General features: G+C 75.0%; 12 protein-coding genes. 7 read left to right on the top strand and 5 right to left on the bottom strand.

Annotated features, from left to right (window positions below):
- Nucleotides 1-15 precede the first annotated feature (15 nt).
- Nucleotides 16-417: a rhodanese-like domain-containing protein gene (locus tag ACGFIZ_RS08000; protein ID WP_347670280.1), complete on the bottom strand. Its 402-nt coding sequence runs from the start codon at nt 415-417 to the stop codon at nt 16-18.
- Between the two features lie 113 nt (nt 418-530).
- Here ACGFIZ_RS08000 and ACGFIZ_RS07995 point away from each other — a divergent pair, with 113 nt between their 5' ends.
- From ACGFIZ_RS07995 to ACGFIZ_RS07980, 4 genes are all read left to right on the top strand, one after another.
- Nucleotides 531-1,154, top strand: coding sequence for a uridine kinase (locus ACGFIZ_RS07995; protein WP_393416971.1), 624 nt, complete (start codon nt 531-533; stop codon nt 1,152-1,154).
- Between the two features lie 50 nt (nt 1,155-1,204).
- Nucleotides 1,205-2,560: a dipeptidase gene (locus ACGFIZ_RS07990; RefSeq protein WP_393417255.1), complete on the top strand. Its 1,356-nt coding sequence runs from the start codon at nt 1,205-1,207 to the stop codon at nt 2,558-2,560.
- Nucleotides 2,561-2,633: 73 nt separating this feature from the next.
- Nucleotides 2,634-2,840 carry a hypothetical protein gene (locus tag ACGFIZ_RS07985; protein ID WP_347670264.1) on the top strand — a complete coding sequence of 69 codons (207 nt, stop codon included), beginning with the start codon at nt 2,634-2,636 and terminating at the stop codon, nt 2,838-2,840.
- A gap of 31 nt (nt 2,841-2,871) precedes the next feature.
- Nucleotides 2,872-4,455, top strand: coding sequence for an ATP-dependent DNA ligase (locus tag ACGFIZ_RS07980; RefSeq protein ID WP_393416969.1), 1,584 nt, complete (start codon nt 2,872-2,874; stop codon nt 4,453-4,455).
- Nucleotides 4,456-4,525: 70 nt separating this feature from the next.
- Here ACGFIZ_RS07980 and ACGFIZ_RS07975 read toward each other — a convergent pair whose 3' ends face one another.
- On the bottom strand, nt 4,526-5,347 hold the full coding sequence (locus tag ACGFIZ_RS07975) for an SURF1 family protein (RefSeq protein WP_393416967.1): 822 nt from the start codon (nt 5,345-5,347) through the stop codon (nt 4,526-4,528).
- 97 nt (nt 5,348-5,444) lie between these two features.
- Nucleotides 5,445-7,577, bottom strand: a complete 2,133-nt coding sequence (locus ACGFIZ_RS07970; RefSeq protein WP_393416965.1) for a transglycosylase domain-containing protein — start codon at nt 7,575-7,577, stop codon at nt 5,445-5,447.
- 132 nt (nt 7,578-7,709) lie between these two features.
- Between ACGFIZ_RS07970 and cobC the strand changes: the two genes are divergently transcribed.
- Genes cobC through cobA form a run of 3 tightly spaced genes read left to right on the top strand, consistent with a single transcriptional unit; the run spans nt 7,710 to nt 11,235 of the window.
- On the top strand, nt 7,710-8,840 hold the full coding sequence (gene cobC / locus ACGFIZ_RS07965; RefSeq protein ID WP_393416963.1) for an Rv2231c family pyridoxal phosphate-dependent protein CobC: 1,131 nt from the start codon (nt 7,710-7,712) through the stop codon (nt 8,838-8,840).
- A 2-nt stretch (nt 8,841-8,842) separates the two neighbouring features.
- Nucleotides 8,843-9,970, top strand: coding sequence for a nicotinate-nucleotide--dimethylbenzimidazole phosphoribosyltransferase (cobT, locus tag ACGFIZ_RS07960; RefSeq protein ID WP_393417253.1), 1,128 nt, complete (start codon nt 8,843-8,845; stop codon nt 9,968-9,970).
- A 35-nt stretch (nt 9,971-10,005) separates the two neighbouring features.
- Nucleotides 10,006-11,235: a uroporphyrinogen-III C-methyltransferase gene (cobA, locus tag ACGFIZ_RS07955; protein ID WP_393416961.1), complete on the top strand. Its 1,230-nt coding sequence runs from the start codon at nt 10,006-10,008 to the stop codon at nt 11,233-11,235.
- 178 nt (nt 11,236-11,413) lie between these two features.
- On the opposite strand, the gene otsB is transcribed toward cobA, so the two are convergent.
- Together otsB and ACGFIZ_RS07945 are read right to left on the bottom strand one after the other, a co-directional pair.
- A complete protein-coding gene (gene otsB, locus ACGFIZ_RS07950) occupies nt 11,414-14,023 on the bottom strand; it encodes a trehalose-phosphatase (RefSeq protein WP_393416959.1) in 2,610 nt (869 codons plus the stop codon).
- The gene (locus ACGFIZ_RS07945; RefSeq protein WP_393416957.1) at nt 14,020-15,420 is read right to left on the bottom strand and encodes a trehalose-6-phosphate synthase; all 1,401 of its coding nucleotides are present in this window, start codon (nt 15,418-15,420) and stop codon (nt 14,020-14,022) included. Before ACGFIZ_RS07945 ends, otsB begins: the two co-directional genes overlap by 4 nt.
- Between the last annotated feature and the right edge of the window lie 4 nt (nt 15,421-15,424).

Genomic DNA, 15,424 nt, shown 5'->3' with positions numbered 1-15,424 from the left:
GCGGCGCCCCGAGGCTCAGAGGCGCACGTCGGCGGGGCGGTCGGACATCGGCAGCCCCGCCTCCCGCCACGCCTCCACCCCGCCGATCAGGTCGGTGGCGCGGTGCAGCCCGAGCGCCCGGAGGCTGGCCACGGCGAGGCTGGAGCTGTAGCCCTCGCGGCACACCAGCACGATCTCCCGGTCGTAGCCGGTGGCCTCGGGGATGCGCCACTCGCTGGCCGGGTCGAGCCGCCATTCCAGGACGGTCCGGTCGACGACGACCGCGCCGGGCAGCTCGCCCTGCTGCCGGCGCTGGTGTTCGGTGCGGGTGTCGACGAGCAGCGCGCCGAGGCGTACCGCCTCGACCGTCTCGTGCGGGGTCAGCCGGCGGACCCCGGAGCGGGCCTGTTCCAGCAGGGCGTCGACGCCCGGGCTCATCACGTTGTGGCGCACGGCACGATCATGCCGGTCGGCGCGGCGGCTGTGCGGGCGAACGGCGCCCGGGTAGACCGGTAGGCGTACGCGCCGGGCCGGGCGTTAGCGTCGGGCCCGTGGTGGTGCCGGCCGTCGAGACGTACGCCGAGCTGGGCCGGCGGGTGCTGGCCGGGCCGGCGCGGCTGGGGCGTACCCGACTGGTGGCGGTCGACGGGCCGAGCGGCGCGGGCAAGAGCGTCTTCGCCGCGCGCCTCGCGGACGCCCTCGCCGCGCTGCCCGACGGCGCCCGGCCGCCGGTGGTGCACACCGACGACCTGCTCGACGGCTGGGACGACCAGCTGACCTTCTGGCCCCGGCTGGAGGAGCAGGTGCTCGCCCCGCTGCGGGCGGGCCGGCCGGGAGCGTACCGGCGGTACAGCTGGGTGCGGCGGCGCTTCCTGCCCCGCGCGGTGCCGGTGCCGCCCGCCCCCGTGGTGCTGCTGGAGGGGCTCAGCGCGGCCCGCGCGGCGGTCCGTCCGGAGCTGACCCTGTCGGTGTTCCTCGCCGCGCCGGCGGAGCTGCGGCTGCGGCGGGCGGTGGCGCGGGACGGGCCGGCGATCCTGCCGGAGCTGCGCCGCTGGCACGCCGGCGAGCGGGCGCACCTCGCCGCCGACGGCACGGCCGAGGCGGCGGACCTGGTCGTCGACGGCGCCCCGGCCCTGCCGCACGACCCGTCCCGCGAGTACGTCCGGCTGCGCTGAGCCGGCCCGGTAAGGCCGGAATACCATTGCCGGTCATGACCACTCCGATCATGTCCGACGCCGAGCTGCGGGCCGCCGTCGAGCGGGAACTGCCGGGCGTCCGCGCCGACCTGGAACGACTCGTCCGCATCCCGGGCATCGCCTTCGACGGCTTCGACCACTCGCACGTGGAGCGGTCCGCCGAGGCGGTGGCCGAGCTGCTGCGCGGGTGCGACCTCGACGTCAGGATCGTGCGTTCGGGTGGTCAGCCGGCCGTGATCGGGAAGAAGGCCGCCCCGCCCGGCGCGCCGACGGTCCTGCTCTACGCCCACCACGACGTCCAGCCCGTCGGCGACCTGTCGCTGTGGGAGTCCGACCCGTTCGAGCCGGTCGAGCGCGACGGCCGGCTCTACGGCCGCGGCGCCGCCGACGACAAGGCCGGGATCATGGCGCACGTCGCGGCGCTGCGCGCGTTCGGCGACCGGCTGCCGGTCGGCGTGGTCCTGTTCATCGAGGGCGAGGAGGAGTTCGGCTCGGACTCGCTGGAGCGGCTGCTCGCCGAGCACCGCGACGAGATCGCGTCCGACGTCATCGTGATCGCCGACTCCACCAACTGGGACATCGGCACGCCGGCCCTGACCACCTCGCTGCGCGGCATCGTCAACTTGTTCGTCGAGGTCCGCACGCTGGACCACGCCGTGCACAGCGGCATGTTCGGCGGCGCGGTCCCGGACGCGCTGACCGCGCTGGTCCGGCTGCTGGCCACCCTGCACGACAAGGCGGGTAACGTGGCCGTCGCCGGGCTGACCGGCCGGGAGGGCGCGAACGTCGACTACCCGGAGGACCGGTTCCGGGCCGAGGCCGGCCTGGTCCAGGGCGTGCGGCTCATCGGCACCGGCCGGATCACCGACCGGATCTGGACCAAGCCCTCGCTCGCCGTGCTCGGCATCGACGCCCCGCCCACCGCCGAGGCCCCGAACGCCCTGGTCCCGGCCGCGAAGGCCAAGCTGAGCGTACGGCTGGCGCCGGGCGACGACCCGCAGCGGGCGTACGCGGCCGTCCAGAAGCACCTGACCGAGCACGCCCCGTGGGGTGCCCAGGTGACGGTCACGATCGAGCACGACGGGAACCCGTGCGTCATCGACGCCGACGGGCCGATGTTCGACGCCGCCCGCGACGCCTTCCGGACGGCCTGGGACGGCACGGCACCCGTGGACATCGGCATCGGCGGCTCGATCCCGTTCATCGCCACCTTCCAGGAGATGTTCCCCCGGGCGGCGATCCTGGTGACCGGCGTGGAGGACCCGCACGCCCGGGCGCACGGGCCGAACGAGAGCCTGCACCTGGGCGAGTTCGCCCGGGTCTGCCAGGCCGAGGCGTTGCTGCTGGCCAGGGTGGCCGCCGCGGGCACGCACCAGGTCGGATGACGAAACCGTAACTTCCGGGTGGGTCCGCCAGTTCTCGGTGTGTCGGGCGCGGGGCTGTTATAGCCTTTCGAACATGAGTACGAACGAGGTGATGGCCCGGCTGGAGGCCGCCGTCAGCGCTCTGGGGGACGTCGACGTCTCCGCGTGGCCCGAGGACACGCTCAAGGAACAGCTCGGCCAGCTCTCCACCGCCCTGGTCGCGCTCGACGCGACGCTCGCCCGGGTCGCGGACGGGGTGCGTGCCCGGGGCCTGCGCATCGAGGAGCCGGTCTCCGCCTGAGTCGGTCGGGGGTGGCTGGCAGGATGGGAGCGTGCGGTTCCTCGACCTGGCGGCCACCTCCGCCGCCGTGGGCGCCACCGGCGGCCGGCGGGCCAAGGTGGAGCTGCTGGCCGCCGCGCTGCGCGCGCTCGACCCGTCCGAGGTCGCGGCGGGCTCGGGCTGGCTCGCCGGTGAGCTGCGCCAGCGCCAGACGGGGGTGGGCTGGGCGAGCCTGCGCGACCTGCCTCCGCCGGCCGTCGAGTCGACCCTGACGGTCGCCGGGGTCGACGCCGCGATCGACGAGATCGCGGCGGTGCGCGGCCCGGGCTCCCAGGCCCGGCGCCGAGCGCTGCTCGGCGCGCTGTTCGCCGGGGCCACGGCCGACGAGCAGCGCATGCTGCGCGGCCTGTTCAGCGGCGAGCTGCGCCAGGGCGCCCAGGCGGGGCTGCTCGCCGACGCCGTCGCGAAGGCGGCCGACGTGCCGCTGGGCGCGGTGCGCCGGGCCCTGCTGCTCGTCGGCGACCTGCGGGTGGTCGCGGCGGCGGCCATGGCCGGCGGCGCGACGGCGCTCGCCGGGTTCGGCCTCCAGGTCGGCCGCCCGCTCGCCCCGATGCTGGCGCAGAGCGCCCCCTCGGTCGACGAGGCGCTGGCCGCGACGGGCACGCCCGCCGTGGTCGACGTGAAGCTCGACGGCATCCGCATCCAGGTGCACCGCTCCGGGTCCGACATCGCCGTGTTCACCCGCAGCCTGGACGAGATCACCGCCCGGGTGCCCGAGGTGGTCGCCGCCGTGCGGGCGCTGCCGGCCCGCGAGCTGGTGCTCGACGGCGAGGCGATCGGCCTGGACGAGACGGGTCGGCCGCTGCCCTTCCAGCAGACCTCCAGCCGGGCCGCCCGCCGCACCACGCCCAGCACGACCGGTCCCACCCCGGTCGCCCCGGCCGTGCTCGCCGCCGCCGCCACGACCGGCGAGACGGTGTTGACGCCGTACTTCTTCGACCTGCTGCACCTCGACGGGCAGGACCTGATCGACCTGCCCGGCCGGGACCGGTGGGCGGCGTTGGCCGACGCGGTCGACGCCACGCTGCTGGTCGGCCGGGTCGAGGTGGACGGCCCCGGGCCGGCGGGGGACGCCTTCGCCGCGGCCGTCGACGCCGGGCAGGAGGGGGTGGTCGTCAAGTCCCTCGACGCCCCGTACGACGCGGGCCGGCGCGGCGCGGCCTGGGTCAAGGTGAAGCCCCGGCACACCCTCGACCTGGTGGTGCTCGCCGTCGAGTGGGGCAGCGGCCGGCGCAGCGGCTGGCTGTCGAACCTGCACCTCGGCGCCCGCGACCCGGGCACGGGCGGATTCGTGATGCTCGGCAAGACGTTCAAGGGCCTCACCGACGAGATGCTGCGCTGGCAGACCGAACGGTTCCTCGGCCTGGCCGTGGAGCGCGGAGACTGGGTCGTCCGGGTCCGCCCCGAACAGGTCGTCGAGATCGCGTTCGACGGGGTGCAGACCAGCTCCCGCTACCCGGGCGGGATGGCGCTGCGCTTCGCCCGGGTGGTCCGCTACCGCGACGACAAGACCGCCGCCGAGGCGGACACGATCGACGCGGTCCGGGCCATCCACGAGGCCCGCCCGACGGGCTGACCGGCCGCCCGCCGGCCGGGCTCGGGCGGGGCGTCAGGCCGGCGTGCTCGGGCCGGGCTCGGGCGGGGCGTCAGGCCGGCGTGCTCGGGGCGGGCTCGGCGGCCCGGTCGAGCGGCTGCTCCGGCCGGTCCCCGCCGGCCAGCCGGCGGGCCTCCCGCCGGGCCACCCACCCGTAGCCGAACAGCGTCATGGCGGCGAACAGCCACCACTGCACCACGTACCCGAAGTTCTGCCAGTTGTTGGTGTGCCCGATCGGCACGGCCTGGAAGACCGGGTCGGCGGCCGGGGTCTGCTCGTCCAGCAGGACGTACGCCCCGTGCACGGGGTACGGCAGCTCGCGGGCCAGCCGGGGGACGCCGATCCGGCGGGCCTCCAGCCGGCCGTTCCGCCGGTCGACGGGGCCCGCGCCGCTCTCGCTCGGGTGCACCCGGCCCACCACGGTCACCTCGCCCTGCGGCACCGGCGGCAGTTGCGGCTGCGCGATGGCCCCGCCCGGGGCCGGGGGCACCCAGCCCTGGTCCACGAGCACGGCCGTGCCGTCGGCGAGGACCAGCGGGGTGAGCACCTCGAAGCCGACCCGGCTGTCGACCGTCCGGCCGCGCACCAGGACGACGTTCGTGGCGTCGTACCGGCCGGTCACGGTGACCCGGGACCAGGTCGCCCGATCGGCGGGGGCCGGGCCGGCCGTGCCGCTGCCGCCGGTCGGAGCGGGCACCGCGTCCCGCAGCGGCACCGGCGCCATCCGGCTGCCGGCGTCGATCCGCTCGTTGATCGCGGTACGGCCCCGGTAGCGGTCCAGCTGCCAGTTGCCGAGCTGCACCATCACGGCCGCGGCGACCAGGGTCAGCGCGAGGATGCCCAGCCAGCGCGGCGTCAGAAGGAACCGGTACACGCGTCGAGGCTACCCGTTTGACCGCCGCCACTGGCCCGCGGCGGCGGCAACGGTGCGCGGGCCCCTCGCCGACCGACAAGGGACCCTTCCTCACCGGTCAGCCGACGATGGCGTCCGAGGGCGGGGTGAACTGGCGGGTGGGCCTGCCCTTGAGGGCGTCGCGGAGGGTCTCCGCCACCGCCGCGATCGGCACCTGGGACATCCCGTCACCGACGGCGTTGAACGGGTTGTCCGGGTCGGCGATGAAGCTCGCCGCCGCCAGTTCCGGGGTGTAGCCGACGAACCAGGCCGACCGGGTGCTGTCCGTCGTACCGGTCTTGCCGGCGACGGGGCGTCCCACCGTGCCCCGGACGCTGTCCGCCGTCGACCAGCCGCCGCAGCTTCCCTTCGCCGGGGTGTCCCCGGTCGGGCAGCGGGCCGCGTCGGTGGCCGCCCGGGCCGCGTCCGCGTTCACCACCTGCCGGCAGCGCGGCTTGGCGACCTCCCGCTGGATCCCGCCGGCCGTGGTGTACGTGGTGGGTGTGCCGTCCCGGTTGCTGATCGACTGCACCGGCAGCGCCTCGCAGTACCGCCCGTCCGCGGCGATCGCGGCGTACGCGTTCGCCATCTCCAGCGGGGTGGCGTCGGAGACGCCCAGGGTGAAGGCGCCCCACTTGTTCGCCTTGGTGGGGGAGGCGTGGTCCCGGTCGACGTCGGTGCGCCAGCGCAGCCCGAGCTGCTCGGCCAGCCGTACCCCCTTCTCAGCCCCGATCTGCTCCTCGAGCTGCACGAAGTACGTGTTGACCGACTTGCCGAACCCGGACCACATGGTCTGCCGGCCCGTCATCGCCCCGCTGGCGTTCGACGGGGCCCAGCCGTCGTAGACCTTCGACTGGTACCGGTACGGCGAGTCGTACGCGGTCGACAGCGGCAGCCCGGAGTTGAGCGCGGCGAGCATCGGGAACATCTTGAACGTCGATCCCGCCTGGTATCCGGGCAGGTCGCCGCCGCCGAGCAGGGGGGCCACGGTGTTGGGGTAGGTCGCCTTGACGTTCGGGTTGGCCTCCGGGTTGCCGCTGGGCCCGTTCTCGCTCAGGTCGAGCGAGTACTTCCGGTTGACCGCCATCGCCTTGATCCGGCCCGTGCCGGGCTCGGCGACCACGATGCCGTTGGCGAACGGGCTGCCGATGCCGTCCTTGGCCCCGACGCCCTTCTCGGCCGCCTCCTGGATCTTCGGGTCGATGCTGAGCACGATCCGGTAGCCGCCCCGGCGCAGCTTGTCCATCCGCTCCAGCCGGTTCTCGCCGAACGCCGGCTGCGAGCTCCACCAGTTCTTCAGGTAGTCGCAGTAGAAGCCCCAGCTGTTGTACTTCTCCGGCACGGACGTGCAGTCGTTGGCCGGGTAGCTCAGGTTCAGCTTGATCGGCTCGGCCTTGGCCGCCGCGACGGCGTCGGGGCTGAGGTAGCCGAGCTGGGCCATCCGGTCCAGCACGTAGTTGCGCCGACCGGTGGCGTCCTTCTGGTCGGAGGTGACCGGGTCGTACTCGGAGGGGGACTTGACCAGGCCGGCGACGGTGGCGGCCTCGACCGGGGTGAGGGTGGCCGGCGTCTTGGAGAAGAAGATCTGTGCGGCGGCGAAGATGCCGTACGCGCGGTGGCCGAAGTACGCGGAGTTGAGGTAGCGCTCCATGATCTGTTCCTTGGTCAGCTCCTTCTCCACGTCCAGGGCCATCCGCATCTCCTTGACCTTGCGCAGGCTGGTCTGCTGGGTGGCCTCCTGGACCTCCTTCGGCGTCGTGGCGCTGTCCCGCAGGGCCATCCGGACGAACTGCATGGTCAGCGTCGACGCGCCCTGGGACACCCCGCCGGAGCGGGAGTTGGCCACGAAGGCACGGGCGACGCCCTTCGGGTCGACGCCCCGGTGCTGGTAGAAGCGGGCGTCCTCGGCGGCCACGATGGCCTGCTGGATGTTCGGGGACATGTCCGACAGCTTGGTGTAGCGGCGGTACTCCTCGTAGAACATCGTCAGCACCGTCTTGCCGTCGGGCGCGTACAGGTACGAGGTCTCGGCCGGCAGGGCGGTGCGCAGGATGTTCGTCTTCTGTTCCACCGCGTGCGCGGTGGTCTTGGCGCCGAGCCCGGTGAGGGCGGCGACCGGGTAGAGGGCCCCGGCGACCACGACGCCGGCGATCAGGCCGGCGCGGAGGAGAGGGACGAGACGACCAGGCTTGCCAAGGGGTCGGTTGCTCACACGGTCAAGCTATGACATTTCCGATTCGGAAATGAGAAGAATTCATGACCGGGCGGTCGCCTGTCGGTTGGTGACGCGCACCACGCCGGGATCCGCTGTGCCGCACGGCGGCTTCCCGGCAGGATCGCGGACATGCGTGGTCAGCTGCTGCCGGCGCCGAACGCCGAAGACGGGTCCCGCCCGGCCGGCGGGGAGAGCGCGACCGCCGCCGCCGTCGGCGGTCCGGACCTCGGCCACCACGGGGACGCCGAGGTCGGGGCCGGTCTGGTCGACCTGGCCGTCAACGTGCGCCGCGCCCCGATGCCCGACTGGCTGGCCGACCCGATCACCGCCGCGCTCGGCGAGCTGGCCGCGTACCCGGACCCCGCGCCGGCCCGGGCCGCCGTCGCCGCCCGGCACGGGCGTCCCCCGGAGGAGGTGCTGCTCACCGCCGGGGCGGCCGAGGCGTTCGTGCTGCTCGCCCGGGCGCTGACCGGGCTGCGCCGGCCGGTGGTCGTGCACCCCCAGTTCACCGAGCCGGAGGCCGCGCTGCGGGCCGCCGGGCACGAGGTCGAGCGGGTGCTGCTCGACCCGGCCGAGGACTTCCGGCTCGACCCGGCCCGGGTGCCCGAGGACGCCGACCTGGTCGTCGTCGGCAACCCGACCAACCCCACGTCCGTGCTGCACCCCGCCGCCGACCTGGCCGCCCTGGCCCGCCCCGACCGCGTACTGGTCGTCGACGAGGCGTTCGCCGACACGACGGCCGCCCCCGGCGTACCCGGGGAGCCGGAGTCCCTGGCCGGCCGGCGCGACCTGCCCGGCCTCCTGGTGGTGCGCAGCCTGACCAAGACCTGGGGCCTGGCCGGGCTGCGGATCGGCTACCTGCTCGGCGCGGCCCCGCTGCTGGCCCGCCTGGCCGCGGCGCAGCCGCTGTGGGCGGTCTCCACCCCGGCGCTGGCCGCCGCCACCGCCTGCGCGTCGCCGACCGCCGTCGCGGCCGAGCGCGCGATCGCCGCCGAGCTGGCCGCCGACCGCGACCACCTGGTGGCCCGCCTGTCCGGCCTGCCCGGGGTACGCGTCGCGGGCCGCCCGGCCGGCGCGTTCGTGCTGCTGCACCTGGCCGGGGCGGCGGGGGTGCGCGAGCGCCTGCGCGAGCGCGGCTGGGCGGTACGCCGGGGCGACACGTTTCCCGGGCTCGGCCCGGACTGGCTGCGGGTGGCCGTCCGCGACCGGGCCACCACCGACGCGTTCACCGCCGTACTGGCGGAGATCCTGGAGGCATGATGCTGTTGGAGTCCACGATCGCGGCGGTCCGGCCGCTCGACGAGCCGGCGATGGTGGCCGCCCGGGAGCTCCAGGGCCGGCTGACGAAGCCCGCGGGCTCGCTCGGCGCGCTGGAGGAGCTCTCCGTCCGCCTCGCCGGCCTGGCCGGCGTGTGCCCGCCGCCGCTGCCCGAGCCGGCCGCGGTGGCGATCTTCGCCGGCGACCACGGGGTGCACGCCCAGGGGGTGACCCCCTGGCCGCAGGAGGTCACCGCGCAGATGATCGGCAACTTCCTGGCCGGCGGGGCGGTGGTCAACGCGTTCGCCCGGCAGGCCGGCGCCTCGGTCACCGTGGTCGACGTCGGCGTGGCCACCCCCCTGCCACCCGCCGAGCCGGCCGACGCCGCCGCCGCACCGAGCGGTGGGGCCGCGCGCGGCGACGACGCCGGGGCGGGCCCGTCGACCGCACCCCGCCTCGTGGCGGCGAACGTGCGCCCCGGCACCCGTGACCTCGCGGTCACCGCCGCGCTGACCCGGGACGAGGCCCGGGCCGCCGTCGAGACCGGCATCCGGGTGGCCGGTGAGCTCGTCGACGCCGGGGCGGGCATCCTGCTCACCGGGGACATGGGCATCGCCAACACCACCCCCGCCGCCGCCCTCGTCGCCGCGTTCGCCGGCGTCGACCCGGCCGCGGCGACCGGGCGCGGCACGGGCGTGGACGACCCGACGTACGCGCGGAAGGTCGACGTGGTGCGGGCCGCGCTGGCCCGGCACGCCCCCGACCCGGCCGACCCGCTCGGCGTGCTCGCGGCCGTCGGCGGCCTGGAGCATGCGGCGCTGGCCGGGCTGATCCTGGGCGCCGCCGCGCACCGGGTCCCGGTGTTGCTCGACGGGGTGATCGCGGTCAGCGCCGCGCTCGCCGCCGCCGCGTTCGCCCCGGACGCGGTCGGCGCGATGGTCGCCGGTCACCGCTCCGCCGAGCCGGGGGCAACCGCCGCGCTGCGGCACCTCGGCCTCGACCCGCTGATCGACCTCGGGCTGCGGCTCGGCGAGGGCACCGGGGCGCTGCTCGCCCTGCCGGTGGTGACCGGCGCGGTCCGGGTGCTGCACGAGGTGGCCACCTTCGACTCGGCGGGCGTGTCGGAGAAGTGAGCGAGCGTAGCGAGCGAACCAATCAACTCAGCAGCGTGACGCCCAGTCCGTACCCGCTGGGGCTGCGGCTGGAGGGGCGGCGGGTCGTCGTGGTGGGCGGGGGAACGGTGGCCACCCGGCGGGTGCCGGCGCTGCTCGACGCCGGCGCGGACGTCCTGCTGGTCGCGCCGGAGCTCACCCCGGCGCTGCGCGCCCACGCCGACGCCGGCCGGCTGCACTGGGAACCGCGCCGCTTCACCCCCGAGGACCTGGCCGGGGCGTGGCTGGTCCAGGTCGCCGTCGACGATCCGATCGCCGCCGCGGCGGTGAGCGCCGCCGCCGCCGAGCGCCGCGTCTTCTGCGTCCGGGCCGACGACCGGGGCGCCGCCACCGCCTGGACCCCGGCGGTCACCCGGCACGGCCCGGTCACCGTGGCCGTGTTCGGCGGCGGCCACCCGCGCCGGGCGATGACCGTCCGCGACGCGATCCGCGACCTGCTGGACGCACGGAGGAACCCCCTGTCGGCCGACTCGGTGGAGCAGGGGCCCCCGGCCGACGCCCCCGGCCGGGTGGCGCTGGTCGGGGCCGGTCCGGGCGACCCGGAGCTGATCACCGTGAAGGGGTGGCGGCTGCTCACCCAGGCCGACGTGGTGGTCGCCGACCGGCTGGTGCCCGGACTGCTCCTGGACGAGTTGCGCCCCGACGTGGAGCTGGTGGACGCCTCGAAGATCCCGTACGGGCCGGCGCGGGCCCAGGAGGAGATCAACCAGATCATCGTCGACCGGGCCCGGGCCGGGGCGTTCGTGGTCCGGCTGAAGGGCGGCGACCCGTACGTCTTCGGCCGGGGCGGGGAGGAGCTGCTCGCCTGCGCGGCGGCCGGGGTGCCGGTGACGGTGGTCCCCGGGGTGACCAGCTCGATCGCTGCGCCGGCGGCGGCCGGCATCCCGGTCACCCACCGGGGGGTGGCGCACGAGTTCACGGTGGTGTCCGGCCACGTCGCGCCCGACTCGCCGGCCTCGCTGGTGCGCTGGGACGCCCTCGCCGCGCTGCGCGGGACACTGGTCGTCCTGATGGGGCTGAAGAACCTGGCCGCGATCGCCGCGACCCTGGTGGCGCACGGCCGGCCGGCCGACACGCCGGCGGCCGTCGTGCAGGAGGGGACGACCGGCGGGCAGTTGGTGCTCCGGTCGACGCTCGGCGCGGTGGCCGCCGACGTGGTCGCCGCCGGGCTGCGCCCGCCCGCCGTGGTGGTGGTCGGGGACGTGGTGGACGTCCTGTCGCCGTAGGCGCCACCGCCACCGGCCCGGTGGCCAGGCGGCACCGCCACCGGCCCGGTGGCCAGGCGGCACCGCCACCGGCCCGGTGGCCAGGCGCCACCGCCACCGGCCCCGGTGGTCCCGGCCCCGACGACAGCGCGGGCGGTGGGAAGACTCCCACCGCCCGCGCGACGCGTCCGTTGTCAGCTCACTGCTTGAGCATGTTGTCCAGCAGCAGCGCGCAGCGGATCAGCCCGAGGTGGCTGTACGCCTGCGGGTGGTTGCCCAGCCCGCGCTCGGCCAGCGGGTCGTACTGCTCGGGGAGCAGCCCGGTCGGGCCCGCCGTGTCGATCATCTGGGCGAACAGCTCCTCCGCGTCGGTGCGCCGGCCGGTGCGCAGGTACGCCTCGATCAGCCACGCCGTGCAGATGTGGAAGCCGCCCTCGCGCCCGGGCAGGCCGTCGTCCCAGTGGTACCGGTAGACGACCGGGCCGCTGCGCAGATCCGCCTCGATCCGGAGCACCGTGGACAGGAAGCGCGGGTCGTCGCCCGGGAGCAGGCCGGACAGGCCGATCCAGAGCGACGAGGCGTCCATGTCGTCGTCGCCGTACGCGACGCTGTACGCCTCGACGTCGGCGTGCCAGCCGTGCTCCAGCACGTTGGCGGCGATCCGGTCGCGCAGCTCCACCCACTCGGGCCGGTCCTCGCCGCCGTGCTGCCGCACCACGTGCAGCGCCCGGTCCACGGTCATCCAGCACATCACCTTCGAGAAGATGTGGTGCCGCGGGGGGAGGCGGGCCTCCCAGATGCCGTGGTCGGGCTCGTGCCAGCGGCGGCGTACCGCCTCGACCATGTTCTCCAGCACCCGCCACTCGTCGTCGCGGACCGCGCCGCGGGCGTCCGCGACGGCCGCGATCAGGTCGGCGATCGGGCCGAAGACGTCCAGCTGGAGCTGGTGGTTGGCCAGGTTGCCGACCCGGACGGGCCGGGAGCCGGCGTACCCGGGGAGGGTGTCGATGACCGCCTCGGCGCCCAGCTCGTACCCGTCGACCGTGTACAGCGGGTGCAGCCGCTCGGGGTGGCCGCCGGTGCGCTCGATGCAGCCGTCCACCCAGCGCAGCAGCGCCTCGGCCTCCTCGATCGAGCCGAGGTCGACCAGCGCCCGCGCGGTCATCGACGCGTCGCGCAGCCAGCAGTACCGGTAGTCCCAGTTGCGCACCCCGCCCAGCTCCTCGGGCAGCGAGGTGGTCGCCGCGGCGAGGATCGAGCCGGTGGCCTCGTGGCACAGCCCCCGCAGGGTCAGCGCGCTGCGGGCGACCAGGTCCCGGGCGGTGGTGGGCAGCCGCAGCGAGGCCACCCAGTCCTGCCACGGCTGCTCGGCCGCGGCCTGCCGCTCGTGCACCGGCACCCGGTGGTGCTCCAAGCTGTGGGTGCCGAAGCGCAGCTCCAGCACCACCTGCCCGCCGGCGGCGGCCAGGTCGACCACGGCCCGGGCCGTCTCGTACCCGCCCCCGTCGTCGGTGACGTCCCACTCGACGCCGGGGGAGTAGAGCGCGACCGGCTCGTTGGAGCCGAGCACCAGCAGGCCGTCGTCGATCGGCTGGAGCTGCACCGCCACCTGGCCGAACTCGGGCCGGGGGGCGAACTCCAGTCGGGCCCGGCCGGTGCCGCTGAGCACCCGGACGAGGGTGGAGTCGCCGGAGACGATGGCCGGGCCGTCGGGGGTCGTCTCCCGGGCCGGCCGGTCCAGCCAGTCCGTGACCGTCAGCCCCGACCAGCGGGTCTCCACGGTCATGGTGTTGGGCCGGTAGCGCTGGCCCAGCGGGATGCCGCCGCGCTCGGGGGAGACGCTGAAGTGCCCGGCCGGGCTGCCGCCGACCAGGTCGGCGAAGATCGCCGCCGAGTCGGGCTTGGGGTGGCAGAGCCAGCTGACGTTCGCCTCGGGGGTGACCAGCGCGACCGTACGCCCGTTGGCGAGCATCGAGTGCCGCTCGATCGGGACGGCCCGCTCGCCGAACAGCCAGTGCCGGCGGGTCTCCAGCAGCAGGCCGAGGGCGCGGGCGGCCTCGATCGGTTCGACGACCCGGTATTCGGCCTTCGTCTCGCCGGGGCCGATCTTGATGCCCACGTCCGGGCCGTGCAGGTTGCCGAACGCGTTCTCGTCGGTGACGTCGTCGCCGATGAACAGCACCGCGCTGGCCGAGAGCTGGGTACGCAGCTGGTCCACGGCGGTGCCCTTGTGGGTGGCCACCACCGACAGCTCGATGACCTCCTTGCCCTGGGTGACGGTGACGCCGTCCCAGGTGGCGGGGCCGCTGCGGACCGCCTCGACGGCGGCGCCCGCGATCTGTGGGTCCAGCCCGCGGGTGTGCACGGCGACACTCGCCGGCTTGCGTTCGAGCCGTACGCCCGGGTGGGCGGCGGCGATCTCGCGCAGCGCCTCGCGCAGCCGGGTGCGTACGGCGATCAGCTCGGGGGAGAGCCGCTCGACGAAGCCGATGTCGAACTCGGAGCCGTGGCTGCCGACGAGGTGGACCTCGCTGGGCAGCCGGGAGAGCGCGGCCAGGTCGCGCAGCGCACGGCCGGAGACCACGGCGACCGTGGTCTGCGGCAGCGACGCGAGCGCGCGGACGGCCGCCACGGACTCGGGCAACGGCACGGCCTTGCTCGGGTCCTCCACGATCGGCGCGAGCGTGCCGTCGTAGTCACAGGCGATCAGGAGTTGGGGGACGCGGGCGATCCGCCCGATCGCGGCGCGCAGCTGGGGGTCCAGCACTCCCGCGGCCGGGGCCGCCCCCTCGTGGACGGTCGTGTTCATGCCGCCTCCGCCTCGGGCGCACCCAGCTCGGTGAGGAACGACTTCGCCCAGTGCCCCACGTCATGGGTGCGCAGGTGACGCTGCATGATCCGCATGCGGCGGCGGGCCTCGGTCTTCTCGATGTGCACGGCCCTGAGCAAGGCGTCCTTGACCGCGTCAGGGTCGTGGGGGTTACACAAAAACGCCTGGCGCAGCTCGGTAGCGGCGCCGGCGAACTCACTGAGCACGAGCGCGCCGCCCTGGTCGGCGCGCGATGCCACGTACTCCTTGGCCACCAGATTCATTCCGTCTCGCAGCGGGGTCACCATCATCACGTCGGCGGCGACGTACATCGCCGCCAGTTCACTGCGACTGTACGACTGATGTAGATAATGCACTGCCGGCACGCCCACCCTGCCGAATTCGCCGTTAATCCGACCAACTTCGCGTTCCACTTTGACCCGAAGTGCCTGGTAGTGCTCCACACGTTCGCGGCTGGGCGTGGCAACCTGCACCATCACGGCCTCCGGAACTGTCAACTTTTTGTCAGCAAGAAGTTCCCGGAAGGCCTTGAGCCGAAGCTCGATGCCCTTGGTGTAGTCGAGCCGGTCGACGCCCAGGATGACCGTCCTCGGGTTCCCCAGCTCCTCGCGGATCTGCTTGGCCCGGGCCTGGATCGCCGGGTCGGTCGCCATCCGCTCCATCTCCCGCGTGTCGATGGAGATGGGGAAGGCCCCCGCCTTCACCCGCCGGCCGTCGACCTGGATCATCTGGCCCTCGTAGCGGAGCCCGAGCAGGTGCCGGGCCAGCCGGACGAAGTTCTGCGCGGCGAGCCGCTGCTGGAAGCCGACCAGGTCCGCGCCGAGCAGGCCGCGCAGGATCTCGGTGCGGAACGGCATCTGCATGAACAGCTCGATCGGCGGGAACGGGATGTGCAGGAAGAACCCGATCCGCAGGTCCGGGCGCAGCTCGCGGAGCATCGCGGGGACCAGCTGGAGCTGGTAGTCCTGCACCCAGACCGTCGCCCCCTCGGCCGCGACGTCCGCCGCGGCCTCCGCGAACCGCGCGTTGACCAGCCGGTACGCCTCGCGCCAGCGGCGCTTGTAGGCCGGCGTCTCCACCGCGTCGTGGTAGAGCGGCCAGATCGTCGCGTTCGACTGGCCCTCGTAGTAGCGCTCCAGTTCCTCGGCGCTCAGCGGCACCGGGTGCAGGCGGATCCCCTCCAGGTCGAACGGCTCGGGCGCGGCCCCGGTGCCGCCGGCCCAGCCCACCCAGGTGCCCTTGTGCTCGGCCAGCACGGGATGCAGCGCGGTGACGAGCCCGCCCGGGCTCCGCCGCCACTGCCGTCCCTCGGGGGTGCTCACCTCGTCGACCGGCAGGCGGTTCGCCACTACGACAAAGGAGCTACGGACGGTCACGATC

The organism is Micromonospora sp. NPDC048830, from assembly GCF_043198215.1.
GTDB lineage: Bacteria > Actinomycetota > Actinomycetes > Mycobacteriales > Micromonosporaceae > Micromonospora.
Note: the sequence above shows the minus strand (reverse complement) of the source record. Positions and strands in the feature narration are given on the sequence as shown.

Bases quoted from the DNA above. Each gene is read 5' to 3' on its own strand.
- ACGFIZ_RS08000 (WP_347670280.1), bottom strand. From the start codon at position 417: ATGAGCCCGGGCGTCGACGCCCTGCTGGAACAGGCCCGCTCCGGGGTC.
- ACGFIZ_RS07990 (WP_393417255.1), top strand. From the start codon at position 1,205: ATGTCCGACGCCGAGCTGCGGGCCGCCGTCGAGCGGGAACTGCCGGGC.
- ACGFIZ_RS07985 (WP_347670264.1), top strand. From the start codon at position 2,634: ATGAGTACGAACGAGGTGATGGCCCGGCTGGAGGCCGCCGTCAGCGCT.
- cobC (WP_393416963.1), top strand. From the start codon at position 7,710: ATGCGTGGTCAGCTGCTGCCGGCGCCGAACGCCGAAGACGGGTCCCGC.
- otsB (WP_393416959.1), bottom strand. From the start codon at position 14,023: ATGAACACGACCGTCCACGAGGGGGCGGCCCCGGCCGCGGGAGTGCTG.